Consider the following 24,603-nt stretch of genomic DNA (forward strand, 5'->3'; position numbering starts at 1 on the left):
CAGGACAGAAATCGCGGAATGGTTGAACCATTTTGGCGAAAGGAGACGCTTTATGTACATTTTTATAGGTGAAATTTAATATGAAATAACACAAAAATTATATAATCAGTAAAGCGTCCAAGGAATTGGGCGCTTTTTTTATGAAAAAAATTAAAAAAATGTTAGTCGCATAATCAAATAGAAAATAATACGCATTGAAACAAAAAACAATTGAGAGACAGACAGTTGTCAAATAGTTCAATATCCGTTACATAACGGACAGGACTTTCTATATCTAAAATTAAGCATAACTAATTGATTATCAATAAAATAAATTCAGGAAATAGTTGCGTATTCAAAAAATCGTTTTCATATTTGCAACGTCAAAAACAAACAAAGACATTATAAAAAATATATCATGAAATTTAATATACATCACATATCCGCCTTAGCAAATATTCTCCGATCACCGGAAAGTTGCAGACTGTTTATTTGGGAACAGAAGGGAGATTTTATGTATATAAAAAAGTGGGAGTATTATAAAGATACGTTACTATGATAGTAACTATATAGAAACTTTATAAAAGCATCTCCCAAAAAAGAGATGCTTTTTTTATGGTTCATATTTTGGAAGAGCAAGCCAATTGGTGGTGGCCACGGTCTTGAAATGAGTTTACGAATTCAATGAGACAAAAAAAGAAAATAAAATTGATGCATAGCTTAGTTGGTAGAGCAGGGCGCTTTTAACGTCAAGGTCGTGAGTTCGAATCTCACTGCGTCAACAAAAAGGAAGAGCAAGCCAATTGGCGGTGGCCACGGTCTTGAAAACCGTTCGGAGTTAACGACTCGTGTGGGTTCGATTCCCACTTCTTCCGCAAAATTATGGAGTGTAGGTAAATATTGGTTTGTTACGCTTGACTGCTAATCAAGTCCGTTTAACCGCGGTGAAGGTTCAATTCCTTTGCGCTCCGCAAGATATTGGAGATATAGTTTACCAGGCGAAAACAGTGGGTTTAATTCGATGGTGCCTATTTAAAGTTTGGTCTCATTGAATTCGCAAGCTCATTTGCAGCTTGCAGCACGGAGTTCAAGTCTCCGTATCTCCACAACATGATATTGTAGCTCAATGGCAGAGCAAAGACCTGTTAAGTCTAAGGTTGAAGGTTCGAATCCTTCCGGTATCGCAACGACAAGGTGGCTGAATGGTGAAAGCAACAGTCTGCAAAACTGTTTTTTATGAGTTCGAATCTCATCCTTGTCTCAAAGATTATATAAGATCAAACTTGTTTGAATAGTATATAATTTACTTGGAAGTATTGAGCAATTGGTTGGCTCGCCAGACTGTAAATCTGGTCTCTTCGGAGCGTGTAGGTTTGAAATGCTTGCATTCACGAACACCAATTTATCAAATAGGAAATAGTGAGCTAATCCTACTACTTCCACAACACACGCTTGTGGTGTAACTGGCAGCATGTACGTCTCCAAAACGTACGGTTAAGGTTCAAATCCTTGCAGGCGTGCAAAATATAGCTATGGTGTAATGGATAGCACATGAGATTTCTAACCTCATAGTCTAAGTTCGAAATGCTTGCATTCATGAGTTCCTATTTATGAAAAATAGAAACCACACGAACTAACCTTAGTAGCTATACAAATAGTATCGTGACTCAACGGTAGAGTGCTCGACTGTCTCTCGAGAAGTTGCGGGTTCGAATCCCGTCGGTACTGCAAAACTGGGAATAGAACAATTGGCTGTTTACTCGCCTTGGACGCGAGAGGATGTAGGTTCGAGTCCTGCTTCCCAGACGAAATAATTAAAAATGCTCTGTTGGTCAAACGGCTAAGACGCTACACTTTCTATGTAGAATTAGGGGTTCGATTCCCCTACAGAGTACAACAAACCTGTGTGATGGAACTGGTATACAAAACAGTCTTAAACGCTGTTGTGCGAAGCACATGTGGGTTCGAAATACTTTAGTATTCATGAACTCCATTGTATAGAATAGCAGTTTTGTGAACTAATCCCACCGCAGGTACAAAATGCAGAGGTGGCGGAATGGCATACGCAGCTGTCTTAGAAGCAGTTTTTTGAGAGTTCGAGTCTCTCTCTCTGTACAAAAGCAATCTTAGAAAGGAGTGCAATAAGTTTATGGTGTAATGGATAGCACATTGGTTTACGAAGCCAAGAGTATAGGTTCGAATCCTATTAGACTTACAAATTGACCTATGTTGTAATGGCAGCAGGCGAGACTTTGACTCTCGAGGTAAAGGTTCGAATCCTTTTAGGTCTACCATAGCGATATAGCTTAATCGGTAAAGCACTGGTCTCATAAGCCAGAAGTTGAAAGTTCGACTCTTTCTATCGCCACTAAAAAAATAGTGATATAGCTTAACTGGTAAAGCGTCAATCTGATACGTTGGCAGATGAAGGTTCGAATCTTTCTATCACTACAAAATGGTGACTTTAGTTTATTTGGTAAAACGCCTCACTGTGAATGAGAAGAACAGGGTTCGAATCCCGAAGTCACCCAAATTGGAGTAATGGCAGAGTTGGTCAATGCGCTGGATTGAAGTCCCAGAGATATAGGTTCGAATCCTATTTATTCCACAAAAGAAATGTAGTTTAATCTAAAATAGCGAGCAATTATCTCGAAGATACAAGTAAAATCTTGTCATTTCTTCCAATAATAACGAATAAAAACAATAGTCATGAGACAAGATGTATTACAAAGGTTCTTTTATAGAACTGAAGATTCAGGAAGATTCCTCGTGACTTCAAAACGTACTGGAGTCACCTATTTTGTAGAACCCATTGATTCTGGAAAGCCTACTAATTTATGGGGCGATTTAGATCCGGCTACAAATAAACTGACGGGAGATTATGGAAACAAAAGAAGAGGCGCCGTGTTGGCTGAAGATTCATTAATCACCAAGGAAAATGGCTTTCAAAACATTGCTATTTTTAAAGGAAGTCCTCTAGGAGAGATTGATCGAAGAGATCGATTGTATGAAGAGAAAATGTAAAATTTAAGGTTCTTTAGGAATCATAAAAAAGAAATAGAAATCATGTTTAAGAAATATAATAGTATCGAAAATACCTACCGTGAAAAGGCGACTGAACAAGTATACCTTCACGGATATGGGGACGATGTTTTCGTAGTACAAGAAAAAGTACATGGAGCTAATTTTTCTTTCATCACTGATGGAAATAGTATCCAAGTTGCCAAACGTACAAGTGTAATTGCTGAAGATGAAAATTTCAACAACTACAACTATGTTTTAAACAAGTATGAAAAAGCAATTATAACACTTTTCAAACTTGTAAAGAAAGATTTTCCTGAAACGGAAATCATGACTGTTTTTGGTGAAATTTTCGGAGGAAGTTATCCGCATCCGGAAGTAGAAAAAATCAATGGAATGGTTCGCATTCAAAAAGGTGTTTTTTACAGTCCAGAAAATGACTTTTACGCATTTGATATTTGTCTAAATCATACACAATATTTAGATGTAACCATTGCGAATACTTATTTCTCAGCAGTAGGAATGTTTTACGCTAAAACACTTTTTACAGGAACATTTAGCGAATGTATGGCATATTCAAATACATTTGAATCAAAAGTACATGAATGGTTACATCTTCCATCAATTGAAAACAATGTTTGTGAAGGAACCATTATCAAACCATTGGTAAGCAAACGTTTTGGAAATGGACAACGCGTTATTTTCAAAAACAAAAACGAAAAATGGTCTGAAAAGTCACATGAAAAACGATCAAGAGTTTCAAAACCAAGTGCAATAGAAGTGCTTTCTGAAACTGAAAAAGAATTGATGAATACGCTTTTAAGCTATGTAAATGAAAATCGTTTGATGAATGTGCAAAGTAAGATTGGTGAGTTTTCTCCAAAACAAACTGGAAAAACCATTGGAATGCTTGCCAAAGATGCGCTAGAAGATTTTGTAAAAGATCATGAAAGTGATTGGAATACTATGGAAAAGCAACATCAAAAAGTAATGACAAAAATACTGAATAAAGAAGCGTCTAATGTGGTAAAAGAAATGCTTCTTTTTAAGTAATGTAAATAGAGATTGCCTCTTGTACATGGGAGACAAGAGGCATTTGAATAAGAATATTTATTTTAGAGTTTTACTGTCCGTTATATAATATATTTCAATAATTAGTGATTACATTTATTTTTTGGGTAATCAAAACAATTTAGAAAATGACCGTACAAATACAGCATACCATACTTCCTGAAGGAGATAAAGGTTTTAGCATTAAAAAATATACTGGAGATGCTCCTTTTGACATTTCTAAATATTATGACAGGCCATTTATGAGTTTTTCTGCATGTTGGAGAGGTTTTGTGGCTACGTTTACGGTAAAAAACAATAGATTGTTATTGAAAGATTTGAGAGTTTTTAAGGAAACTGAAGCTCCAAGAGTTATTCATGATACTAAACCTAAGTATGTAGATTTTTTTGATTCAAAAATTCTATCTTATAAAAATATAAACTTAGAACTAGATTATACAGGGAGAATGCTAATTACGAAAGGTAATTTACAATTCGGATTGCGTCCAATGTTTAATATTATATCACACAAAAACATTACGGAGTTGGTATTTTCATCGGGAATTTTACAAGAACAGGAAGATTTAAGCGAATTAATTGAACAGTTTAGAGAAGCTATATACGATCACGCAAAAGAGGAATACAAAAAAGGAAATCTACTAAAACAGATTGATGTAGCATCGCTCGATACTAAAAAGAAAGAAGAACTAGAAATATTAAAACACGCTTACGGGAAGCTTATTTTAGAAGAAAATTTAATAGAATTACCTACACAAGTTATCTATCCACTTTTTGAAAATTTTAAATTAACAGACGATAGCTTCAAAAAGGAATTTAACCAAAGATTCTATTTAAACTATGGATATTCTCCATATGCTTGGTAAAATTTAATCACAATATTCTCTATAGAGAAAACATCCAAAATTCATACTAAAAAATGATATTAAAACTTTTACTCTTTTGAGTAATAATGGATAAAAACAACCCAAAAACAAAACAAATTTTAACTACGCAAAATAAATGCGCAGTCATATAAAATATTTGTTCCAGAAAGAAAAAACAGTTGCTAATCAATATATACTGTTTGGTTAATCATCCTCGCTACACGTGGATTGTAGCGAGGTTTAAAAAGAAGAAATACATAAAAGTAGGTGTCGTAAAACAGCGTTACTTCGTAACTATAACGATCCTAAGGTAGCGTAACACGGGCGACCGTGCTAGCGAAGTTGGGTTAAAAACCAACATGGCAAAATTTTGTAAAAAAGTAAGTCTCTCGTAGATGTCAAATTGCCGGCTCACTGCCCTTTATAACATTCATTTGTTAGGGTAAGAGCGATTTTCCACAAGGAAAATTTCGTTGTTTGCCTGTTGCCCTACTTTTTAAAATATCAAGCGAGTCTTGTTGCGTGTTTCTGTATAGCACCATTGTATAAAACGTTGCAAAGTTTGTATCATGCTTTTATATGCAACTCGACTTGGAGGCTTTGAGTTATTAGCCAAATAATAATTCACCACAAGGGGAACGTGGGTCATGGGTTCGAATCCCATTCTCGCAAGAGATAGTTCAGCGGTTAGAACAACGTTTATTTTAAGTTGCCGGTTCGAGTCCGGTCAGTAGTTCCGAAAGGTTGACTATTGTAACTCAATTGGTAGAGTACTACACTTTTAATGTAGATTGAAGTTAGATTTCTTCTTAAAAAATCACCAGCCTGTCACGCTGTATAAATTGACGAAAACGATGACGTATCAATCTGCTGAAGTTTCAAATGAAATGAACAGCAATTTTGAAGTCGCTTTGACATAAAAAGTGCTTGCTCATAGCAACTATTATTTCTTGACGATCAAATCAAACTAAAAACATGCTTACAAAGTAGTGTTTTGGTGCGATTCCATCCTCAAAAAAGAACTAGCGAACATTTGTAAAATCTTTTATCTCCGCGAACGAGAAATGATTGATGCGCTTCGTTTTTACTCGATAATCGAGATTAAAAAAAGTAGAATCGCCAGTAATGGCACCATATAAATTATAGACATGAAACGAGTACGAATTCACACAGGAAAAGTAGGTTTGGTTTTTAAAAACGGAAACTACCAAAAAGTTATTACAGAAGGTATCTATTGGCTAGGTTTACGCCAAAAGGTAGTTACTTATGATCTTACAGAAAAGTTTCATGCACCAGTTGCTAGTGAAATTTTATTGCAAGATGTCGCGCTGACAACTATGTTAGAAGTGATCGATGTAACAGATAACGAGATTGTTTTAATGTTTGAAAAAGGAAACTTTAAAACCGTTTTAGAAGCTGGACAACATTTGTATTGGAAAGGCTTGATAGCACGAACATTTACACGAGTTGACTTGAGTAAAACAGAAATCACAGAGATTAAGGATAAAAACTTGTTAGGAAACTACAACTTGACAAAGTATATCCGAATCTTTGAAGTTTTTGAATATGAAAAAGCCATTTTATTGATTGATGACAAATTTGAAAAAATTCTGGACTCAGGAATTTATCGCTTCTGGCGAAATGCAACGAGTATTAAAATTTCGAAAGTCGATATGCGTCAATTGCAGTTAGAAATTGCTGGTCAGGAATTATTGACCAAAGATAAAGCGGCAATTCGTATCAACTTTTATACGCAATACAAAGTTATTGATATCAAAAAAGCAATTTTGAATAACAAAGACTTTGAAAAACAATTGTACATAGCAATGCAGTTGAAACTGCGAACTTTTGTTGGAAACTACACATTGGATGAATTGTTAGATAATAAAGAAAACATTGCCAATGCTGTTTTTGAAAACATTAAAGATACTGTTGAAAACTTAGGTATTAAGGTATTGTATTGTGGTATTCGCGATGTGATTTTAACAGGTGAAATGAAAGAAATCATGAATCAAGTTTTAATTGCTCAGAAAAAAGCACAAGCAAACATCATTACACGACGTGAAGAAACAGCTTCGACAAGAAGTTTGCTAAACACGGCAAAGTTAATGGAGGAAAATGCCATGTTGTATCAATTGAAAGAAATGGAATATGTTGAAAAAATCGCTGATAAGATTGGTGAAATTACGGTTGCCGGAAATGGCGGTGTCGTTACACAATTGAAAGATATTTTTTCAGTCAGTAAATAGATATTTAAACCCGCATTATGTATTAGAACTTCGTGATGAAGGTCTGAAATACAAAACATACGAGTGTTTTCTTAATTTCAGCATAGCATCGTTCTGGTTAAATTAAAAAATACAGCAAAGCGATCGTATTTGAAGTAGTTCAGAACTGTAATAGATTTTCTAATGCATAATTCGGGTAAAAATACATAATCACTATGTTTTTATTCCTGTCCCAGGATCGTTCTACCAAAACGATTTTGGGACTTTTTAGTGAAACTCAATTTTTAGGAGTAAGCGCTAAACTTTATTGAGAACATCGCTCTAAAATTTCTAAAAATATTTTCTTAATTAAATTTTAATACACTCATAATCAATATTTTAAAAATAAAAAACAAACTACGCAAAATGAATGCGTAGTAGTGTAAAATATTTGTCTCATCAAAACAAAACAAGTAGTTATTAACTTAAAAATTAAAAAGATGAAATTTAATGTATTTACAAAACAACGTACACAAGTCATTACAAATCATCAAGGTGAAAAAGCCTATAAAATGACTCCGGAAATGGAATTGTATAGTGCCGTAGTAACTACTAGCTTAGAAAAAACTACATACGAAAATACGTCTGATCGTGTGAAACGAATCCGAAAATTGATTCGAAATTGCGATCCTGTATTTGTAGCCAAGTTAGCCGTATACGCACGTACAAAAATGAACTTACGATCAATTCCTGTGGTATTAGCCGTAGAATTGGGTAAAATTCATAAAGGTGATAATTTGGTAAGCAAAACCATTTATAACATCATTCAACGTGCCGATGAAATCACAGAAGTGTTGGCATATTACCAATTGGCAAACAAGCGAAATGATGTAAAAAAATTAAATCGTTTATCAAAGCAAGTACAAAAAGGTATTGCAGCAGCTTTTACAAAATTTGACGAATATCAATTTGCAAAATATAATCGAAAAGGTGAAGTTACGTTGAAAGACGCATTGTTTTTAACGCATCCGAAACCTGCGAGTGAAGACCAACAATTTTTGTTTAACAAAATTGTCAATGATACGTTAGAAACTCCATATACATGGGAAGTTGAATTGTCGAAAGTAGGTCAGCAAAAATATGCTTCCGTTGCAGCTAAAAAAGAAGCAGTAACTGCGACTTGGGAAACATTAATTCAAAGTAAAAAAGTAGGTTATATGGCAATCATGCGAAACTTACGTAATATTTTACAAGCAGAAGTTTCTCCAGATTGTATCAGTCAAGTAGCAGCATATTTGAGCAATGAAAAAGCGGTGTTAAACTCACGTCAATTACCATTCCGATTCTTGTCTGCATACAATGAAGTTCAGTTGGTAGACTCGCCATATACATCGTACATCTTGGAAGCATTAGAAGATGCTATTCAAATCAGTGCGCAAAACATTCAAGGTTTCGATATCCATACACGTGTATTAATGGCCTGTGATGTATCTGGTTCTATGTTTAGTCCAGTTTCTGGTAAGAGTAAAATACAATGTTACGATATTGGTTTGGTATTAGCGATGTTATTACAAAACCGTTCTAACAATACAATTACAGGTATTTTTGGTGATCGATGGATGACCTATAATTTACCAAAAAAAGGTATTCTAAGTAATGTAACTGCCTTGAAAAAAATTGAAGGTAAAGTAGGTTATTCGACCAATGGTTACAAAGTAATTGAGTATTTGAATCAAAAGAAGAAAGTGATGGATAAAGTATTCTTCTTTACAGATTTACAAATGTGGAATAGTACGTTTGGTAACAATCATATCCAAAAGGAATGGTTAAAGTATAAGCGAAACGTAGCGCCACATGCAAAATTATACTTATTTGACTTGATGGGTCATGGTCAAGCGCCATTGAGAATAACTCAAAACGACGTGCATTTAATTGCAGGTTGGAGTGATAAAGTTTTTGAAGTAATGCATGCTATTGAAAATGGTAAAAAAGCATTATCAGAAATTAAGAAAATGAAATTAGATTAGTTTTTTAGTAGTGCGTAAAATAATTGCGCACTACTTTGAAACCTTTGTATCATCAAATTAAAACAAGCAGATAAGGTGTTAATGGCTGCATGATAGACTTCCACTCTGAAGGAGCGAGTTCGATTCTCGCTATCTGCTCAAAAGTTCATTGAAAACTAAAATTATAAGGAAAATGCCGTAAGAACAGGAATACTTCGATTCAAAAGAAAAACCAATTCCTATTCGCTCAATTGCTTTTCCTTCTATTAAAAATGCTAGTGTCGTACTTAAGTGTTACTTCGGCGATTTCACGCAGGTTTGAAGAAAACCTTTTAAAAGCACTTCAACTTTTTACCTATCATTTTTATCATAAAAGTTCATTGAAAAAATAAAATTATAAGTGTCGTAAAAAAGGAATACTTCGAGTCATCTCAAAATGCAAGTGCAACTCTTGTCTTTCGTAAAGAAAGTCGTCTAATTAGTAGGACGTGAGCAATAGTACCTTTTTGAACTATTACCTTATAAAACTATGGAAAATGCCGTTCGTATAGAAATACATCGACTGTTAATCGCACTAAACTTCTATACATTTTATTGCTTTTCCTTTTTAAGAAAATATATAATATTAGTGTCGTTCTAAAGTGTTACTTCTGGTTAAATTAGGTTCGAATCCTAATCATCTCAATGATGAGATGCGTTATACACTTTACATTTATTTACCTAATATTTCAATATAAAACATAAAAACAAGTGCCGTAAAATAGTGATACTTCGCACTTTTAATGCCGTGGTCGCAGGTTCGAATCCTGCCTCTCCTACTAAAATTACACTATAAGGGAGAGTAGCTCAGTGGTTAGAGCACGTACTTACTCGCTTTTTGTCTTTTGCCTTGTTTTTTTAATCATACTAAAAATGTCACGCTTGTTACAAAAAATCACATTCTTTATCACCTCGCTCTTTCTCCAAAAAGAGAATGTAACATCTAGAGTAAATTCACTAAATATTAGTGAAACTATTATTTTGAATGTAATGGATAGACTTTCTGATTTTGAAAACAATCAAGGATATTTAAAACCAATGACATTACACAAATTGGCGAAAAAATTAAAAACGAATCCAAAATATTTATCCAAAATCATAAACAATCATTATGAAAAAAATTTCAGTTCCTACATCAATGATTTGCGGATTAATTATATTCTTAAAGAACTTGAGGTTGATGAATCTTTGAAAAAATGCACGGTAAAGTCATTAACAAAAAAACTAGGTTTTGGGAATACCGAATCTTTCGCTAAAGCATTCAAAAAACATACAGGAATCAATCCATCAAACTATTTAAACACATTAAAGAATAACTAAAAATTACGTTTTTTAACGTATCTGACACTTTTCTTAAACTGACGAGTTCCTTCATTTATAACGATATAAATGAAGGAACTTTTCTTTTTTACACTAACAAACATTTCCTACACAAATACTTCTTAACAAAAACATCATGATTTCGAAATAATCATCTGATAATCAAGCATAAAAATCATCGTAAATATGCTGTCAAAATAGTATCAAGTAGTATTCTCTGTCAAAAAAGTGATAATACTCAATCTGAAAACCAAGTAAAACTACGCATCTATATTATAGGTGTATTATGCAATTTTGATAAACTATAACTAACCTTTACATTTTTATGGAATCTACCCAAGACAATACGCCACAGTCAGATACAATTGAAATCAAAGTTTATGTTCCAATCAATGACGTCACAGAACGTCAACAAGGAATGATTGACAATGCCATAGCTAAACATCCAAGAGATCGTAAATACTTAACAAATTCTGCATATTCAGAAATCTTTGCGCCGAGTAAAAATGATGCAAATGATATCATAGAACATGCGGAAGCTCAAAATTGGGATGTCAGTTTTAATGAAAAAGCACGTGAAATTACTATTAAGATTAACTCGGAGAACGTTGCCAAGCCACAAAGCGGCAATTCAACTATTCCACTTGTATTTTTAAGTTCTCAGGGAGATATTCACTTAGATGCCGCGGATTCATCACAAAAAGCGAATGCAAGTGCTAAAGATATTGCAGATCCAACACAGAAAACTGGATTTGTAAAAAACAATCAAGAACGACGAGTTGGTCGTGGACATGCAATTCCTATTCAAGAACCTACACATGGATACAGTGTTTTAGAAATTGCAGAAAGTTATAACTTCCCAGATGGTGACGGCGAAGGTCAAACCATTGGAATCATAGAATTAGGTGGACAGTTTGAGCAAAACGATTTAGAAAACTTCTTTGCACAATATGACACACCAGTTCCAGAAATTCAAGTAGTTGGAAAACCATCAACAACTCCACAAAACGATAATGTTGAAGTAACTGCCGATATTCAAGTCGCAGGAATCTTAGCTCCAAAAGCAAAATTTGTCATCTACTACGGAACTTCAATCTTAGATGCCATGAAAACGGCTTTGGCAGACACTGAAAACAAACTTACCGTTATCTCAATTAGCTGGGCAGGATCAGAATTAGGATATTCTCAACAAGAAATCGTAGAACTAAATAATGTATTCCATGAAGCAAATTTAAAAGGAATTACGGTTGTAGGAGCTTCTGGGGACAATGGAGCTATGAATAACAAACCGTATGCAAATGTAAATGTTCCTGTAAACTCTACGTATGTACTCGCTTGTGGCGGAACACAAACCTATATTACCGACGACAAAATTGCGGTAGAAGTTGTATGGAACGAATCTACATCACAATCACAAGTAGCAACTGGCGGTGGATTTAGTCAACGTATTGCAGCACAACAATACCAAGTAGCTTCTTCGGAAGAATACATTGAAAAATTTCCACAATTTGCACCGTACCACAAAGCTGGTGGTAGAGGAATTCCAGATATCGCTGCAAATGCTGCAGATGCTTCTGGATACACAATCTTCTTTGAAGGAAGCTGGATAAAAGTTGGTGGTACAAGTTTAGCAACTCCACTTTGGGCTGCTCTAATAGCTCGTATGAATCAAAACTTAGGCTATAGATTAGGATTCATCAACCCATACTTATACCGATTGATTGGTTCTTCATCATTTCATCAAATTTTAGAAGGAAACAACAACCTATACCTTGCCGCTGAAGGATGGAATCCATGTACTGGATTAGGAACTCCTAATGGTAAAGAATTAATGCAGGCTATTGACAGTTTAGAATAAGATTTTACAAAATTAGTATTCACATTAAAACTTAAAATTATGGCTAAAAAATTGGCATTAGACGAATTACCTAAACGTCTTATGAAAGAGGGTGCACCAGCAGAAGATGTATTAATGTTATATGGTTTTGTTGGAGCAGGTACGAAAGAAGACAACATTACTTTCTACCTAGATACTACATTAAAAACGTCTGTAGTTGTAAATGATCAAGACATTATTCATCATGTAAAAGTTACCAAATCGCAGAATCCAATTGGTGGAACCGTGATTTGGATCAAAAACGGATCTTCATATTTACAACCAAATGCAACGCAAGCTCAGGTAAAAGTGCAAACGGAACAACACGCAGCACAATTTTTCCAAGGAGACATTTATAATCAGTATGCAAACACTGTTCAAGGAAATAAAACTCCAAATCCACAAGGTGCTCATGTGCCTGTTTGTGGATGTGGTAAATGTGGACAGTAAAAAATACTATACCCAAAATTGGTACTAACCTATCAATTTCCAAAATCGTAAGATTTTAAAAATCATATTATTAACCTTTAACTTTAATTATTATGTTTACATTTTTTCACGGATGTGGAATTCCGCCTATCACAGTAACATGTGGTCAAGGTGGTGCACATGCCCAAAATGTGGGACCAACGGGAACACTAGGATGTACGCAGCCAGGTCATTGCTTTGGACCCACAGGGACTCAAGGCTGTACCGCTACTGCGCCGCCTAATTGTATCCTTGGACCTACTGGAACACAAGGTTGTACGCAACCAGGTCATTGTGTTGGACCTACTGGAACATACAGATGCACGATTATTGGACCAACTGGTACACAAGGATGTACAATTGTTGGACCAACAGGAACGCAAGGCTGTACACAACCACAAACTATTTTACCTCCAACTATTGGATGTATTACAGTAACGACAACTGTTGTAACACATGCGCAAGCACAAGCTAATGTTCCTGCTACCATTGGATGTACAGCAATCACTCCATGTGTAACAATTCCTCCTCAAACAGTACCACCTAAGTGTGTACCAAATACAGTAGGATGTACAGCAATTACGCCATGTGTAACAATTCCTTGTGCTAACGGTGCAAATGCACAGGCACAAAATCTAGGACCAACGGGAACACAAGGTTGTACAGCTCCGCCTAATTGTGTTCCAAATACAATAGGATGCACAGCAATTACACCATGTGTAACAATTCCTTGTGCTAACGGTGCAAACGCACAAGCACAAGCTAAAGTAGGTCCAACTGGATGGTTAGGATGTACTGTTCCTCCTAATTGTTTAGGACCAACAGGAACTCATACTTGCACACAACCAACAGGTACTCCACCTGCAACAGTTTGTCCACAACCAACGTATTTAATTGGATGTACTGGGTATCAAGGTTGTGTTACAGGATCTCCAGCAGCAACGGTTTGCCAAGGAGGAGTTGCGGATGCAAATATACAGACTACTATCGGTTATACTGGATGGTTCGATTGTACACAAATAACTGGTGATCCACATGCAACTGTTTGCCAAGGTGGAAACGCTCAAGCACAGAATGTTGGACCAACTGGATGGCTAGGATGTCACCAGCAAACGGGTTCTACAGCAACTGTTTGTGGACCAACTGATGTTCCTGGATGTACGGGATACCAAGGTTGTATTAAACCAACTGGCACTCCGCCAGAAACTGTTTGCCCACAACCAACATACTTAATTGGATGTACTGGGTATCAAGGTTGTGTTACAGGATCTCCAGCAGCAACTGTTTGTCAAGGTGGAAACGCTCAAGCACAAAATGTTGGACCAACTGGATGGCAAGGATGTACACAACCAACACACCTAATCGGATGTACAGGTTATGAAGGTTGTCACCCACAAGAAACTATTGCTACAGTTTGTACGCAAATAGGATGCGAACCAACACATTTAATCGGATGTACAGGATATGAAGGTTGTCTTCCTCCAACAGGAACACCTCCAGCGACTGTTTGCCCAGGAGGTGATGCACATGCTCAGAATCTTGGTCATACAGCATACGACGGATGTGGACAACATGGAACTGAAGCTACTTTATGTACGCAAATTGGATGTGAACCAACTCATCTTTTAGGATGTACTTCATATGAAGGATGCGGAAACCATGGAACTGCTGCTACAGTATGTACACAAATTGGATGTGGACCAACTCATCTTTTAGGATGTACTGGATACGAAGGATGTGATGGCGGAAATGCACAAGCTCAGATACATAGTATTCCTGTAGCTGACTGTATTCCAACACGTTCTTGTACAGGAGCATGGCCGGTATGTTAATCATAGCTTATCTATAATAGATAAAGCTATTTTTTATTATTATATAGCTGCCTGTTTAGCGCAGGCAGCTTTTAAAAAACTCAAAAATTACTTTTATGCGCTTAACAAAGAAAAACATTACTCATTATCTACTAGATAAAGGTTTTTTAGAACCCACTTCATTTATGTCTGGAGATTATATGCTTACACAAACACAAAGCAGAAATTCTATCTTCAAAATTCAACAACAACAAGACAAAGGATTATTTGTTAAGCAATTAATTGCACAAGATGCGACTAATAGCTATTTAATGCAGAAAGATGCTACAAGTCACTATCTAATTCATCAATCAGATTTATATAAAGAAACTGCAACACATATTCCAGATTATTATGGATACGATCCGTATCATAACATCTTAGTAACGGAATATTTTGCCAATACTAAAAACATACACGAAACTGTATACAGAGATAAAAAGTTATCCGAATCACACGCAGTGCAAATGGCGCATATTTTGGCTTCGTATCATTTTGATATTACGGATGACATTAAAAATAACAGCTCGTTACAATTTTTTAGCAAACAAATTCCTTGGATTTTAAATACTGGTCAATTATTAAATAACAGTTCAAAAGGTATCACCAATACTGTAATTGCTGAAATTCATAAACACCAAGATTTGGTAAAAAGAATGGAAAATGTAGCTGCCCAATGGGAAACTACAAGTTTGATTCATGGTGATATTAAGTGGATGAATTTTATTGTAATGCCTAATAACGAAGACGTAAAGTTGATCGACTGGGAAATTGCCGATTTAGGCGACCCATTGTGGGATGTAGCAGGAATTTTTCAATCATACTTTAGTGCTTGGGTTTTGAGTTTTAACAATCAAAACATTCAACAACATCAACAAATACAAGGTACAGAGTTTTTATCAATAGAAACCATTACTCCCATTGTAAAGTTACTTTGGGAAACATACGCATCTATACAAAAATTTACAGAGACTGAGTCCCGAGAAAAGTTATTCAAAACACTTTCATACATGGCTGCACGTATGATACAGACTGCTTTTGAGAATAACATGGCACAAAAACACATGTATCCTAATTCAGTTCGCATATTACAATTTTGCAATCATATTTTAGGAGATATTGAAGGAATTGCAAAACAATGGAATTTAATAGACTAAGATGATGACAGACAATACACATACAAAACAAGTACAACAAATTATAGATGCTATTGAAATTACTTCATTAAGCACCTACAAAGTACACGGAGAAGAAGAATACGTTCAAAATCAAAGACCATATCAAACATTTGCAGAAGATTTTAAATCATTTGGAAGCAACTCTACTGTAGATGCCCAACAACAACGCACCAATTTAATCAATGCGCTGACAAATACGATTTACTCTAAATTTTACTGTAGCATTAAAAATGGCGAACATACTTCCAAAATTCCGCCAAAAGCAGAACGCGATGTATTTATGAATCAGCTTTCACAGGCAAATACTTCTGTAAGTGGGTTTGACTATCATTGGAAGATTTATAATATTGACGCTGCAACCGGAAACATATACATTCAAAAAAATGGCGAACTCCGTTGGTTACAACCAAACAGTTATCATTTTGTAAATCCGCAACAAACACAAGCTGCTGTCAATACCAAAGTAAATCTAACGCGTCAAAAAGAAAACAGAAATCTTCAACCTGTATTTTATCATGTATTTGGCAATGAGATGTTTCCGCAAGAAGTAGAAATTGGACGAATTTATTGGAATGTTACTCCAGAAGGCGCATCCAAACTCATCAATTTACTAACCACAACTTTAAACGATTACAAAATTCCGTTTCAATTCAAATGTTTAAATCATCCTGAACTCTACGTTCGATCAGATTCTGCCGTTTTATACATCAGCAAAAAACATGTACAACTCGTCGCAATCATTTTAAATAGCATAATTCCAAATTTAGAACCGTATCTTGTAGACGAAATTCCGATGTTTACCAAGCAACTTTTCAAAGGTGTTAGTTACGCGGAAGATCCTGGGAAAGGGCAAAGTTTTGGAATGAGCAGATCATCCACCATTGCAGAAGCTTTGGTTGAAGGATTTCAGCAAGAAAAAGACACAAAACAAACGTTCGACATTGTCGTGAATTCTTTAGCTAGAAAAGGAATGTCATTAGATCGTTTGCACTTAAACAAACATACAGCACTAACGCCAACGTTCCCAACTTATGAATAATATAGAAACCACACTCAAAAAAGATGTACAAATGTATGTTAAAACCGCACATAATATTGGAAAATATTTAGCCAAAGAAGCATTATGGTATAAAGATATGTGTAACTGGACTAGTCATGAAGTAGCTGGTGTAGGCGGTAAATTCGAAACGGTTGTAAAAGCATGCGGTATTGAATTGTATAGCGGATTGACAGGAATTGCTTTATTCTTGACAGAGCTATATGACAAAACACAAGATCCAATCATTTTACATACGCTAAATGGTACTTTAAAAACAATATATTCAAATTTAGAAGGAGATAAAGTAAACAACTTTGGGTATTATTCTGGAAAAATAGGTATTGGGTATACCTTGTGGAAAATTGGAAAAAAATCAGCAAACGATCAGCTTGTTACAAGAGCACTTAGCTATGTAAAATCTGTCAAAGACCAAGATATTGCCGATTATGAAGTTGATATCATTTCTGGAGCCGCTGGATCCATCTCAGTATTACTAAAATTATACTATGCGGAACAAGATGAAGATTTCTTAGACATTGCTAAAAAATGTGGAGAATTCTTATTGAAAAAAGCCATGAAGCAAGGAGAAATCTATTCTTGGATGACGGTCGATAAATCAAATGCTCTAACAGGATATTCACATGGTGCTTCGGGCATTGCTTCGGCGCTCATGGAACTATATGCTACAACTAAAGAAGAACAATATTGGCATGCCGCTATGGGCGGATACAACTATGAAAAGCAATGGTACAATCAACAAACACAAAATTGGCCAGACTTGCGTGAGTATGATGGGAAAAAACCGTTAACCTATGGAGTTATGTGGTGTCATGGCGCGCCAGGAATTGCCATTGCACATTTAAAAGCCTACGAAATGACCCAGCATGAATACTTCTTACAAGAAGCGAAGATTGCTATTGAAACCACCAAAAGAACCGTAATTCAAGAAACCAATATCAATTCAAACGCCAACTTTTCTTTATGTCATGGTTTGGCGGGAAATGCCGATATCTTACTATATGCAAGTCAAATATTAAACAATCCTGAATACGCACAAATTGCTAAAAATGCAGGTGACTTCGGAATTGCACAATACGATGCAACAGGAGTTGTTTTTCCAAGTGGTGTAAATGATCCTAGCGGACAAACCATCGGACAAGATGAAAACGCAGGATTAATGCTCGGAATGTCTGGTACAGGAATGTTTTACTTGCGCTTAGCAGATATGATGAATATTCCTTCTGCTTTGGTTCCTTAAAAAAGGTATTTAGTTATAGAAAAAAGAAAAGTCTCTGTTTCTTCAATAAACAAAACAGAGACTTTTTATTTAACTAAAAATCAAATAGTTAACCCTGAGTTAAAGTTCTTGTTTTTATTGATTTATTTTTCTTACTTAATGTAATTATTAATCAAAAAAACAGAACATTATGAAATCAAAAAAATTAAATGCAAAGTTAAAGCTGAACAAGCTTTCTATTTCACATCTTCAAAAAGAACAAACAAAAGGAGGAACAGATTGGCCAGATACACACAGAGGATGTCCAAGTCTTGCATGTCCAACGCAGTGGCCTACATGTCAGGCTGGTTGTGATTTTCCAACTATTAACGATAGTTGTTTCTCATTATGTAGAACCATTTGTAACGATTATTAGTAAAAAATCACCTAAAAGTCAAAATCCCAAGTCCATTCTTGGGATTTTTTAAATTTCCTATCTATCTAATGGCATAATACTCAAAATTATTCCTACACTCAAAACTTCATAACAAGGGTTTTTTTCCCTTTTATTTTTAAGGTATTCCCTAAGGTATACCTATTCAGAAGCATGTACTTTTACTTCTTAAAGTTCGAAGATAAACTCATGCATATTTTGAATAGAGGTTGTAGTCATTCATAGATAATTAGGAGCATGAAATCAACGAACTTTCGAAAATCCCAAGTGTATTCTTGGGATTTTTAAATTTCTACCTGATACATGTAAAGTTTTGAAAAAAATCACGTCTCACTATAGACTGTTTGATTTTGCGTATTTTAGCAAATCTCAAATACAAAAACGAAAACACATGGACAAATCATATTACAATCCAAGAGATTTAAGAAAGTTTGGATCAATCACAGAATGGAGCGAGGAACTTGGAAACAAATTCTTTGAATACTACGGAAAAGTCTTTGAAGAAGGCGCATTAACTCCACGTGAAAAATCATTAATTGCCCTAGCAGTTGCGCATACAGAACAATGTCCATATTGCATTGATGCATACACAAAAGATGGTTTGCAACGTGGAATCACCAAAGAAGAAATGATGGAAGCCGTTCATGTAGGTGCAGCTATCAAAAGTGGCGCAACCTTAGTACACGGCGTACAAATGATGAATAAAGTAAATAAATTAGATATGTGATTTAGATGATTTTCAATCATCTAAATCATCCTGAGCGCAGTCGAAGGATCTAAGAAACTCAAAAGTATACATATTGAGTTTTCAGAATTACATAGGACTAAAAAACAAAAATTGATCAATGGCGACAAAGTCCCTACAGAAAAGAGAAAGCGAATTAGCAAATACGCAACGACAACTAGAAATTCTTTCTAACGGAATATTTCAAAGTGGTGAATTGCCAACGTTTGCTAACAAAATAAAAGAAACGAATCAGTTTCCCCTAAAACCTAAAAAAATTGAAATCCTGCAAATCAATGTAGGATATATGTGCAATCAAGTATGTTCGCATTGTCATGTAGATGCAGGTCCAGACCGAAAAGAAATCATGACGCGTGAAACCATGCAACAATGTTTAGATGTCATTGAAAAAACGGGCGCACATACACTCGATTTAACAGGTGGAGCACCTGAAATGAATCCAAATTTCCGTTGGTTTGTGGAAGAAGCGTCTAAAATTGGAGTAAAAGACTTTATTGTACGTTCTAATCTTACAATTATTCGTGCGAATAAAAAATACTACGATTTACCTGAATTCTTCAAAAAACACAATGTACATGTGGTGTCATCTATGCCACACTGGACACGTGGAAAAACAGACAAACAACGTGGTGATGGAGTTTTCGACAAATCAATCAAAGCATTACAAGAATTGAATGCAGTTGGGTACGGAATGCCAGGCAGCGATTTACGTTTGGACTTAGTTTACAATCCTTCAGGAGCATTCTTACCGGGCGATCAAATGGCGATGGAAAAAGATTTCAAAAAAGCTTTATTAGACGATTTCAACATTCAGTTTCACAACTTATTTGCCATTACAAACTTGCCAATAAGTCGTTTCTTGGATTACCTAATTGCTTCCGATAACTACGAAGACTACATGTATTCTTTAGTAGAAGCTTTCAATCCTGGTGCAGTTGCCAATGTCATGTGTACCAATACAATTTCAGTAAGTTGGGATGGTTGGTTATACGATTGTGATTTCAACCAAATGCTCGATTTAAAAGTTGCCAGCAAATCTAAACACATCTCTGAATACAACGAAGAATCACTAAGCAACAGAAATATCATCATCTCACAACACTGCTACGGTTGTACAGCTGGTGCAGGAAGTAGTTGTCAAGGAACAGTTGCCTAAATATTACTATAATAAACAAAATTTAGTATGATAGCCTGTTTTTCAGCAATGTGTAAATGATTGCAAACGACGATCTTCAGAAATAATGAGTGAAAAGCGGAATTGCGATGCGTAGCATCAAGCATGAAGCGCATGAACGAATGATGCGCAGCAATTTCCTATAGATCGTCTTGACTTTTTTGGTTCGTTTTTGTGTCAAGACAAAAATGAACAAATAACAAAAAGCTTAAAAGAAACATAAAAGGTGATAATTTCAAGAAATACCAAATAAGAATTAAAGATGAAATACACAATATACTTTATAACTCTTTTTACTTTCGCTTTCGCGAATGGACAAACGGCACTCGACAGTCTATTGCAAAAAGAAAACAAAGAATCAGTTCCGTACATTACGGTGTCCGAATTGGCTCAAAAGAAAAATATTGTATTATTAGATAGCCGCGAAAAAATAGAATATGAAACAAGTCATATTGAAAATGCAATCTGTGTTGGTTATGATAAATTCAAACTTAAAAAAGTAAAAAAACTACTTCCAAAAGATAAAGACACACCTATTGTAGTCTACTGTTCTTTGGGAATTCGCTCCGAAGATGTGGGCGAAAAACTCAAAAAAGCAGGATATACCAATGTTTACAATCTATATGGCGGAATTTTTGAATGGAAAAATCAAGATCAATCCGTGGTAGATACCAAAGGAAAAACTACCGAAAACATTCACACCTTCAATGAAGACTGGAGTATTTGGCTAAAAAAAGGTGTCAAAATCTTCGAAAAGGAAAAATCTAAAAAAGACAAGCAATAAACATGCGCACTAGTACAACGCTTCTCATGACGTTTACACGAAATCCTGAATTGGGTAAAGTGAAAACTCGTTTAGCAAAAGGCATTGGCGAAAAAGCCGCTTTAGAAGTCTACATCAAACTCTTAGAACACACAAAAAGTGTCCTTCAAAAAATAAATACAGATAAATGTGTATGGTATTCCGTTTCTGTTCGACAGAACGATATATGGCCCGATGATTCATATCAGAAGAAGGCTCAAATCGGTAATGATCTAGGAGAACGAATGCTACATGCGTTTAAAGATGCGTTTCAACAGCATTATGAAAAAGTTATTATCATTGGAAGCGATTTATACGATCTGCAACCCAAACATATTGAAGAAGCAATTGAAGCTTTAAACAGTAATGACATTGTCTTAGGACCTGCCCAAGATGGCGGTTATTACTTGTTAGGAATGAAAACCCTACACGAAAAAGCATTTGCTCCAAAAAAATGGGGAACAGAAACGGTTTTGGCAGATACAATGAGCGACTTGGACAACCAAAGTATTCACTTACTAGAAACACTAAACGATATTGACCACGCGGAAGATTTAGAACCATACGAGGCTTTTAAAAACTATTTACAATAACTACGTAACGTACATTCACCCTAAGAATCTGCGTTTACAAAAAAGCTAAACTATGAAAACAAAATTACTCGTAATTTTATGCGCAGCATTCGGCGCACTACAAATCAATGCACAATGTTCACGAGCTGGAAGTTTCGTTCAAAGCGACCCAGCGTACAGTATCAGCGGAACCGCAAGTCTTACCTTTACAACTGGTGGCGCAAAAGACGTTATTTTTGACTCGAACTTTATGACTGTTCAAGGTTTGGATTTAAGAGTCTACTTATCCAAATTAGATGATATTTTGGCGCCTGGTGCAGATCCAATCGAAGTCACTACAGGACCACTCTTAGGCGACAACGGAATGACATCTCCTGTATTATCACCAATCACAGGAATGAAAACATTCTCTATCAATCAAACTATGTATCCTAATGTAAACTTAAGCTCTTATGATTATATTGTAATTCAATGTATTGGAATTAATGAGCGTTGGGGATATGTAAACATGGGAACAGTTAGCGGACCAGATTGTACATTGCTAAGCGTAAACGAAAAAAGTTTAAGCGAAGCTGTAAAAGTATTTCCAAATCCTGCAAATGACTACTTTGAAATTTCAAACGATTCACAAAATGAAGTTTCCATTACCGTATATGATATTTTAGGAAACAAAGTCATTGCTTCTGAGCCATCACGTGTAAAAAAACAATCGTTTTCTTTAGCAAACTTAAATTCTGGTGTATATTTAGTTCAATTAAAAAGTAATGACCAAAGAGCGGTCAAAAAATTGATAAAGCGCTAAAAACGTATATACATTTATGTTAAAACACATCACAGAAACAACCGAATATTTAATAAGCAAAGGATTCGACAATCCTGAAATCGGAATCGTATTAGGAACAGGTTTAGGAAAACTCATCGACGATATTGATATCGTTGCAGAAGCACACTATAACAACATTCCATATTTTCCATTGGCAACCGTAGAATTCCACACGGGAAAACTTGTCTTTGGACATTTAGCCGGAAAAAAAGTAGTAGTCATGCAAGGACGTTTTCACTTATATGAAGGTTATGACTTTGTAGACATCACCTATCCTATTCGCATCATGCACAAACTAGGTATCCAAAAACTATTGGTTTCCAATGCCGCTGGCGCCATCAATCTCGATTATAAAAAAGGAGATATCATGATCATTGACGATCACATCAACTTACAAGGAGGTTCGCCATTGGCATTCAAAGGTGTCAGTCAATTTGGAGAACGTTTTGCCGACATGAGTGCACCATATGATGCTGACATGATTGCAACCGTGGAAAAAATTGCAGCAGATCAAAATATAGACATCCAAAAAGGTGTGTATGCTAGTGTAGTTGGACCACAATTAGAAACACGTGCCGAATACCGAATGCTAAAAATCATTGGTGCCGATGCCGTAGGAATGAGTACCGTTCCAGAAGTCATTGTTGCCAATCATCTCAACTTGCCATGTATGGCAGTTTCTGTGCTTACGGACGAATGTGATCCAGACAATCTTGCACCTGTAGACATTGCAGATATCATTGCAGTAGCAGGAAAAGCGGAACCAAAAATGATCACACTTTTCAGTGAATTAATCAAAACCTTGTAAAATAGTTCTGAGGTTTTAGTAATAAGTATTGAGAAGTAAAATGCGGTCTGAAGGACTCGAAAAACAAATTGATACTTCAGCAAGCTCAGTATAAACAAATTGACGAAAAACAAAAAAACAGATAACTTATTTGGGCGTATCCAAAATGCTTCACTCTTAGGGTGAAGCATTTTCGTCGCGCTCTCGCTAGTCGCTTTTAAAAAGAGCTCCAACAATAGCTCCATCGCTTACGCGAAACTTCCAACGAAAGTGGGAAAACAAGGAAAACTATTATTTTGAATATCAAATCGTCATTTTGAGTGATTTTCACAGAAAATTGTATCGAGAAATACTAGGAACTAAAAGTGTAGTCTGAGATACACTATAAACAAATTGACAAATCCACAAAAAATAAATAAATTGGCAACAAACGCCGAAATTCGTGCAAATCAACATAAGAGTAAACCAAAAAACATTCGTGAATTCGTAACAAAAACTAAAGAACTAAACACAAAATGTAAAACTCAAAATTATAAATATAAAAGTACACGCAATTCAAACTGACAAAAACAAAGCAACACTTAGACAAACTCAGTGTAAACAAATAAATAAATTGGCAACAAACACCCAAATTCGTGCAAATCAACATAAGAGTAAACCAAAAAAAACATTCGTGAATTCGTGACAAAAACTAAAGAGCTAAACACAAAATGTAAAACTCAAAATTTTAAATATAAAAGTATACGCAATTCAAACTGACAAAAACAAAGCAACACTTCAACTAGCCCAGTGTATACAAAAAAAACAAATAACTAAATTGGTAACAAACACCGAAATTTGTGCAAATCAACATAAGAGTAAACCAAAAAAAACATTCGTGAATTCGTGACAAAAACTAAGGAGTTAAATACAAAATGTAAAACTCAAAATTTTAAATATAAAAGTACACGCAATTCAAACTGACAAAAACAAAGCAACACTTAGACAAACTCAGTGTAAACAAATAAATAAATAAATAAATTGGCAACAAACGCCGAAATTCGTGCAAATCAACATAAGAGTAAACCAAAAAACATTCGTGAATTCGTGACAAAAACTAAAGAGCTAAATACA

At 35.2% G+C, this 24,603-nt stretch carries 19 protein-coding genes and 18 tRNA genes; all 37 read left to right on the plus strand.

Features of this window, described 5'->3' with window-relative positions:
- Positions 1 to 688: 688 nt before the first annotated feature.
- The 37 genes from Q0845_RS20140 (at position 689) to Q0845_RS20320 (ending at position 23,511) form a co-directional block, all read left to right on the plus strand.
- Positions 689 to 761: transfer RNA gene (locus Q0845_RS20140), tRNA-Lys, on the plus strand.
- A 6-nt stretch (positions 762 to 767) separates the two neighbouring features.
- Positions 768 to 854 (plus strand) — tRNA-Ser (locus tag Q0845_RS20145).
- A gap of 9 nt (positions 855 to 863) precedes the next feature.
- Positions 864 to 950: transfer RNA gene (locus tag Q0845_RS20150), tRNA-Ser, on the plus strand.
- 9 nt (positions 951 to 959) lie between these two features.
- A tRNA-OTHER gene (locus Q0845_RS20155) sits at positions 960 to 1,085 on the plus strand.
- A gap of 6 nt (positions 1,086 to 1,091) precedes the next feature.
- A tRNA-Asn gene (locus Q0845_RS20160) sits at positions 1,092 to 1,163 on the plus strand.
- A 4-nt stretch (positions 1,164 to 1,167) separates the two neighbouring features.
- Positions 1,168 to 1,240 (plus strand) — tRNA-Cys (locus Q0845_RS20165).
- A 48-nt stretch (positions 1,241 to 1,288) separates the two neighbouring features.
- Positions 1,289 to 1,421: transfer RNA gene (locus Q0845_RS20170), tRNA-Tyr, on the plus strand.
- A gap of 6 nt (positions 1,422 to 1,427) precedes the next feature.
- Positions 1,428 to 1,499, plus strand: a tRNA-Trp gene (locus Q0845_RS20175).
- Positions 1,500 to 1,635: 136 nt separating this feature from the next.
- Positions 1,636 to 1,707, plus strand: a tRNA-Asp gene (locus Q0845_RS20180).
- 5 nt (positions 1,708 to 1,712) lie between these two features.
- Positions 1,713 to 1,785: transfer RNA gene (locus tag Q0845_RS20185), tRNA-Pro, on the plus strand.
- A 16-nt stretch (positions 1,786 to 1,801) separates the two neighbouring features.
- Positions 1,802 to 1,873 (plus strand) — tRNA-Glu (locus tag Q0845_RS20190).
- A 148-nt stretch (positions 1,874 to 2,021) separates the two neighbouring features.
- Positions 2,022 to 2,094: transfer RNA gene (locus Q0845_RS20195), tRNA-Leu, on the plus strand.
- A 28-nt stretch (positions 2,095 to 2,122) separates the two neighbouring features.
- A tRNA-Arg gene (locus Q0845_RS20200) sits at positions 2,123 to 2,194 on the plus strand.
- A gap of 80 nt (positions 2,195 to 2,274) precedes the next feature.
- A tRNA-Met gene (locus Q0845_RS20205) sits at positions 2,275 to 2,347 on the plus strand.
- 10 nt (positions 2,348 to 2,357) lie between these two features.
- A tRNA-Ile gene (locus tag Q0845_RS20210) sits at positions 2,358 to 2,430 on the plus strand.
- Between the two features lie 7 nt (positions 2,431 to 2,437).
- Positions 2,438 to 2,508 (plus strand) — tRNA-His (locus Q0845_RS20215).
- A 6-nt stretch (positions 2,509 to 2,514) separates the two neighbouring features.
- A tRNA-Phe gene (locus Q0845_RS20220) sits at positions 2,515 to 2,587 on the plus strand.
- 101 nt (positions 2,588 to 2,688) lie between these two features.
- Positions 2,689 to 3,003 carry a hypothetical protein gene (locus Q0845_RS20225; RefSeq protein ID WP_298517046.1) on the plus strand — a complete coding sequence of 105 codons (315 nt, stop codon included), beginning with the start codon at positions 2,689 to 2,691 and terminating at the stop codon, positions 3,001 to 3,003.
- 42 nt (positions 3,004 to 3,045) lie between these two features.
- Positions 3,046 to 4,053: an RNA ligase, Rnl2 family gene (locus tag Q0845_RS20230; protein WP_298517047.1), complete on the plus strand. Its 1,008-nt coding sequence runs from the start codon at positions 3,046 to 3,048 to the stop codon at positions 4,051 to 4,053.
- Positions 4,054 to 4,199: 146 nt separating this feature from the next.
- Complete coding sequence (locus Q0845_RS20235) at positions 4,200 to 4,934, plus strand: hypothetical protein (protein ID WP_298517049.1); 735 nt, start codon at positions 4,200 to 4,202, stop codon at positions 4,932 to 4,934.
- Positions 4,935 to 6,082: 1,148 nt separating this feature from the next.
- Positions 6,083 to 7,183, plus strand: coding sequence for a slipin family protein (locus Q0845_RS20240; protein WP_298517051.1), 1,101 nt, complete (start codon positions 6,083 to 6,085; stop codon positions 7,181 to 7,183).
- Positions 7,184 to 7,641: 458 nt separating this feature from the next.
- Positions 7,642 to 9,168 carry a TROVE domain-containing protein gene (locus Q0845_RS20245; RefSeq protein WP_298517053.1) on the plus strand — a complete coding sequence of 509 codons (1,527 nt, stop codon included), beginning with the start codon at positions 7,642 to 7,644 and terminating at the stop codon, positions 9,166 to 9,168.
- A gap of 66 nt (positions 9,169 to 9,234) precedes the next feature.
- Positions 9,235 to 9,306: transfer RNA gene (locus tag Q0845_RS20250), tRNA-Gly, on the plus strand.
- 762 nt (positions 9,307 to 10,068) lie between these two features.
- Positions 10,069 to 10,506, plus strand: coding sequence for an AraC family transcriptional regulator (locus Q0845_RS20255; RefSeq protein ID WP_298517055.1), 438 nt, complete (start codon positions 10,069 to 10,071; stop codon positions 10,504 to 10,506).
- A gap of 325 nt (positions 10,507 to 10,831) precedes the next feature.
- The gene (locus tag Q0845_RS20260; RefSeq protein ID WP_298517057.1) at positions 10,832 to 12,364 is read left to right on the plus strand and encodes a S8 family serine peptidase; all 1,533 of its coding nucleotides are present in this window, start codon (positions 10,832 to 10,834) and stop codon (positions 12,362 to 12,364) included.
- Between the two features lie 39 nt (positions 12,365 to 12,403).
- Positions 12,404 to 12,832: a hypothetical protein gene (locus Q0845_RS20265; protein ID WP_298517060.1), complete on the plus strand. Its 429-nt coding sequence runs from the start codon at positions 12,404 to 12,406 to the stop codon at positions 12,830 to 12,832.
- A 92-nt stretch (positions 12,833 to 12,924) separates the two neighbouring features.
- On the plus strand, positions 12,925 to 14,682 hold the full coding sequence (locus Q0845_RS20270) for a hypothetical protein (RefSeq protein WP_298517062.1): 1,758 nt from the start codon (positions 12,925 to 12,927) through the stop codon (positions 14,680 to 14,682).
- A 95-nt stretch (positions 14,683 to 14,777) separates the two neighbouring features.
- The gene (locus tag Q0845_RS20275; RefSeq protein WP_298517063.1) at positions 14,778 to 15,857 is read left to right on the plus strand and encodes a phosphotransferase; all 1,080 of its coding nucleotides are present in this window, start codon (positions 14,778 to 14,780) and stop codon (positions 15,855 to 15,857) included.
- A gap of 1 nt (position 15,858) precedes the next feature.
- Entirely contained in the window at positions 15,859 to 16,917 is a 1,059-nt protein-coding gene (locus Q0845_RS20280; protein ID WP_298517065.1) for a T3SS effector HopA1 family protein, read from the plus strand.
- A complete protein-coding gene (locus tag Q0845_RS20285; protein WP_298517067.1) occupies positions 16,910 to 18,175 on the plus strand; it encodes a lanthionine synthetase LanC family protein in 1,266 nt (421 codons plus the stop codon). The genes Q0845_RS20280 and Q0845_RS20285 overlap by 8 nt, the downstream gene beginning before the upstream one ends.
- 169 nt (positions 18,176 to 18,344) lie before the next feature.
- Positions 18,345 to 18,569: a class I lanthipeptide gene (locus tag Q0845_RS20290; protein WP_298517069.1), complete on the plus strand. Its 225-nt coding sequence runs from the start codon at positions 18,345 to 18,347 to the stop codon at positions 18,567 to 18,569.
- A gap of 409 nt (positions 18,570 to 18,978) precedes the next feature.
- Entirely contained in the window at positions 18,979 to 19,314 is a 336-nt protein-coding gene (locus Q0845_RS20295) for an arsenosugar biosynthesis-associated peroxidase-like protein (protein ID WP_298517071.1), read from the plus strand.
- A 118-nt stretch (positions 19,315 to 19,432) separates the two neighbouring features.
- Complete coding sequence (gene arsS / locus Q0845_RS20300) at positions 19,433 to 20,488, plus strand: arsenosugar biosynthesis radical SAM (seleno)protein ArsS (protein WP_298517073.1); 1,056 nt, start codon at positions 19,433 to 19,435, stop codon at positions 20,486 to 20,488.
- Positions 20,489 to 20,768: 280 nt separating this feature from the next.
- Positions 20,769 to 21,290, plus strand: a complete 522-nt coding sequence (locus Q0845_RS20305) for a rhodanese-like domain-containing protein (RefSeq protein WP_298517075.1) — start codon at positions 20,769 to 20,771, stop codon at positions 21,288 to 21,290.
- A 2-nt stretch (positions 21,291 to 21,292) separates the two neighbouring features.
- A complete protein-coding gene (locus tag Q0845_RS20310; protein WP_298517077.1) occupies positions 21,293 to 21,901 on the plus strand; it encodes a TIGR04282 family arsenosugar biosynthesis glycosyltransferase in 609 nt (202 codons plus the stop codon).
- Positions 21,902 to 21,953: 52 nt separating this feature from the next.
- Entirely contained in the window at positions 21,954 to 22,682 is a 729-nt protein-coding gene (locus Q0845_RS20315) for a T9SS type A sorting domain-containing protein (RefSeq protein WP_298517079.1), read from the plus strand.
- Between the two features lie 16 nt (positions 22,683 to 22,698).
- A complete protein-coding gene (locus Q0845_RS20320; RefSeq protein ID WP_298517081.1) occupies positions 22,699 to 23,511 on the plus strand; it encodes a purine-nucleoside phosphorylase in 813 nt (270 codons plus the stop codon).
- The last annotated feature ends 1,092 nt before the right edge of the window (positions 23,512 to 24,603 follow it).

The sequence above is a fragment of the uncultured Kordia sp. genome (assembly GCF_947489565.1).
In the GTDB taxonomy this organism is placed as follows: Bacteria; Bacteroidota; Bacteroidia; order Flavobacteriales; family Flavobacteriaceae; genus Kordia.

Coding starts and splice junctions, on each gene's coding strand:
- Q0845_RS20245 (WP_298517053.1), top strand. CDS start 7,642: ATGAAATTTAATGTATTTACAAAACAACGTACACAAGTCATTACAAAT.
- Q0845_RS20290 (WP_298517069.1), top strand. CDS start 18,345: ATGAAATCAAAAAAATTAAATGCAAAGTTAAAGCTGAACAAGCTTTCT.
- Q0845_RS20275 (WP_298517063.1), top strand. CDS start 14,778: ATGCGCTTAACAAAGAAAAACATTACTCATTATCTACTAGATAAAGGT.
- Q0845_RS20265 (WP_298517060.1), top strand. CDS start 12,404: ATGGCTAAAAAATTGGCATTAGACGAATTACCTAAACGTCTTATGAAA.
- Q0845_RS20260 (WP_298517057.1), top strand. CDS start 10,832: ATGGAATCTACCCAAGACAATACGCCACAGTCAGATACAATTGAAATC.
- Q0845_RS20270 (WP_298517062.1), top strand. CDS start 12,925: ATGTTTACATTTTTTCACGGATGTGGAATTCCGCCTATCACAGTAACA.
- Q0845_RS20235 (WP_298517049.1), top strand. CDS start 4,200: ATGACCGTACAAATACAGCATACCATACTTCCTGAAGGAGATAAAGGT.
- arsS (WP_298517073.1), top strand. CDS start 19,433: ATGGCGACAAAGTCCCTACAGAAAAGAGAAAGCGAATTAGCAAATACG.
- Q0845_RS20315 (WP_298517079.1), top strand. CDS start 21,954: ATGAAAACAAAATTACTCGTAATTTTATGCGCAGCATTCGGCGCACTA.
- Q0845_RS20310 (WP_298517077.1), top strand. CDS start 21,293: ATGCGCACTAGTACAACGCTTCTCATGACGTTTACACGAAATCCTGAA.
- Q0845_RS20230 (WP_298517047.1), top strand. CDS start 3,046: ATGTTTAAGAAATATAATAGTATCGAAAATACCTACCGTGAAAAGGCG.
- Q0845_RS20305 (WP_298517075.1), top strand. CDS start 20,769: ATGAAATACACAATATACTTTATAACTCTTTTTACTTTCGCTTTCGCG.
- Q0845_RS20295 (WP_298517071.1), top strand. CDS start 18,979: ATGGACAAATCATATTACAATCCAAGAGATTTAAGAAAGTTTGGATCA.
- Q0845_RS20280 (WP_298517065.1), top strand. CDS start 15,859: ATGATGACAGACAATACACATACAAAACAAGTACAACAAATTATAGAT.
- Q0845_RS20285 (WP_298517067.1), top strand. CDS start 16,910: ATGAATAATATAGAAACCACACTCAAAAAAGATGTACAAATGTATGTT.
- Q0845_RS20240 (WP_298517051.1), top strand. CDS start 6,083: ATGAAACGAGTACGAATTCACACAGGAAAAGTAGGTTTGGTTTTTAAA.
- Q0845_RS20320 (WP_298517081.1), top strand. CDS start 22,699: ATGTTAAAACACATCACAGAAACAACCGAATATTTAATAAGCAAAGGA.
- Q0845_RS20225 (WP_298517046.1), top strand. CDS start 2,689: ATGAGACAAGATGTATTACAAAGGTTCTTTTATAGAACTGAAGATTCA.